Below are 2,405 nucleotides of genomic sequence, written 5' to 3'. Positions count from 1 at the left end.
ATTTGCAACAGCATCATTGAAACCCGCGTGCCAATTGCGATTTTCTTTGGGAACACGCTCTGCTTGCGGGTCATCTTCGATATCAAGCATAATACGATCGAGTTTTACCTTAAAGAGCTTGTTGTCTTTGGTGTATTCTTCAAACTTCGAGTCAAAGCATACATATGCACGTCCGTTGAAGCGGGTAAGATGCACCGCACCGGTTTCATCCAAACCACCCGGCAATTCCTCAGCTTTCGCCACGTTGGTGTAGGGCTGAACTTGAGCTGAGAAGTAAGGCACCCGGTTACCCAGAGCATCGATGGTAAGCCAAGGCTGACGACAAACGGCCGTTGCGCCATCGAGCACGAAATGCGCCGTGAACCACTGATCGTATTCGCTCGTAGCGCCCCAATCAATACCACCGTCATAGGTAGCTGCTGAATTGAGACCCGCAATAGAAGCTCCTACGCCCAAGCCCATACGGGTGCACTCGCCCGTATCTGTCGGAGGCGGATAGTAGTTCGCGACGCCAGGAAATACGGTAGGACAATATTTTTTAACCATAGCGCGGTTCAGCGCGAACCCGCCGCCAGCAAGAACGACACCCTTGCTTCCCTTCAGGAAAATATCTTTACCCTTACTGGTTGCTTTCACGCCGATAACGCGATCACCCTCGGTTACCAAAGCGCTCACCTCGGTATCGGTGAGCACGGTTACGCCTTTTTCGGTAGCAAGTTTTCCAAGATATTCCATAGTGATAGAGTTTGCCATCTTTGTATTTTTGGGTGTGGTAGAACCCTCCCAAATAAGATAGGCAGTATAAACTGGAGCAACGTTGGACATAGGAACCAAAGGCACTTTCAAATCATCAATCATCCAGTCAATGCACTGCGGCGCAGCAACAGCCATTGAGCGATACAATGTGGGTTCGCCACCGAGACCTTGAATGTCCATAAAATGCTCAACGATAGCATCGGGGTCATATGGGTAGTGCGGATAAGCCCACTCAGCCGCATTAGCCTGCTTATGTCCACCGAGGTTCATGAAAATGGTGGAGTAGCCCGACATGCCACCCACTTTTGGACTTTTTTCGAGTACCGCCACTTTAAGACCCGCTCCAGCAAGGCGAAGACAGGCCGTCATGCCGCCAGCACCACTACCGACAACGACGGCGTCAAGTTCGTAATCCCATGATTTTGGCGCTTCAACCGGTTCGATAGGTGCGGCATACGCCTCAAACTTTTCTTTTTCAGACGACTTTGTAGAAGTATCCGACGATGAACCTTTACCGCTTGCGCAACCCGGAAGCATCATGGCTGCCGAGGTTGCAACACCTGCTGCAGCTGCAATTTTGAAAAAATCTCTTCTTTTCAATCCTGCTTTTTCAACATTTTGTTCTGGAGGGTTTACACCCGACTCGCCAAATTCATTTTTTTGCTGTTTGCTCCCCATAATTTCACTCCCCTCAGAGTATGGTTCGTGTTTGCTTCTTCCCCAAACACCTTGCCCTGAAGTATGGTTCGGAAAGATTCAACGAACAAGCGCCGAGTCTCGAGGATTGTACATATTGCTTTACAAATTACGGAAATAATCAATACGAATATATTGCCATAGATTGCCTGCACGCAAGAGCTTACGTTACACCCCTTCCGCAGCCTCTACCAAAGCACCGTTCATAACGGATTCCTGCGGCTCTTTCTTTTGCAACGCATCGTAGAGAGCACGGGGAACACATGCTACGAGGCAGGCGGCAATGACGCGTGGCGCATCGGGAGACTCGCTTCCAATCCAGCTTCGAGCAGCAAAGCTTTCAATACGGGTGCACATCTCGATACAGTAACGCATCTGCTTTTCGGAAGGATCTATCCCCTGACGCTCCAAGGCCCTACCGAGCTGTTGTGCGCGGTTTTTGTACCAGGTGCTTGTTTCGAGCGCCGAATCAAACGATACGGGAAGGCTATCGTAGTGGTGCTGAGCGGTGTGAAGAAGGTACTTCTTTTCTTTGAGGCACATACTAAAGAAGCGTTCATAACCTTCCTCCCACGAATAATCCTGCCCAATTTTATCGAGCGTATACTTGCAAATAAAGTTTTTGTGCCACAAAGGAATGGCATATTTCGACTGAAAGTTATTGTAAAAAGTGCGCCGAGAAATGCGCGCGCTGCTGCAAATATCATCAATACTTACATCGTAAATGTTCGACGCAATACTGTGGACGATTTTAAGTTTCATTTGCTCGTCAGCGCTTAAGCAGATTATATCTATCCCAGCCACGATAATCACCTCCTTCGGTGGTTCAGAAGTAACTGTTGCACACGACTCGATACTTTCCTTTATAACGACTGCTCAACTGACAAAGTAATTGCGCCCCACCAGTTTACTTGTTTTTTCCGTAGACGAAAACAAGTAAAGACCTTCGCGGC

General features: G+C 48.6%; 2 protein-coding genes. Both read right to left on the bottom strand.

The annotated features are described in order from the left end of the window. The coding region (locus RR842_RS13930) for an FAD-binding protein (protein WP_332730183.1) at positions 1–1,434 on the bottom strand (1,434 nt) is incomplete at its 3' end. A gap of 186 nt (positions 1,435–1,620) precedes the next feature. Next, positions 1,621–2,256, bottom strand: coding sequence for a TetR/AcrR family transcriptional regulator (locus RR842_RS13925; RefSeq protein WP_332730182.1), 636 nt, complete (start codon positions 2,254–2,256; stop codon positions 1,621–1,623). Positions 2,257–2,405 lie beyond the last annotated feature (149 nt).

This window comes from Gordonibacter sp. (assembly GCF_036667095.1).
In the GTDB taxonomy this organism is placed as follows: Bacteria; Actinomycetota; Coriobacteriia; order Coriobacteriales; family Eggerthellaceae; genus Gordonibacter.
The sequence above is the reverse complement of the archived record's forward strand: the minus strand, read 5'-3'. Positions and strand labels throughout refer to the sequence as shown.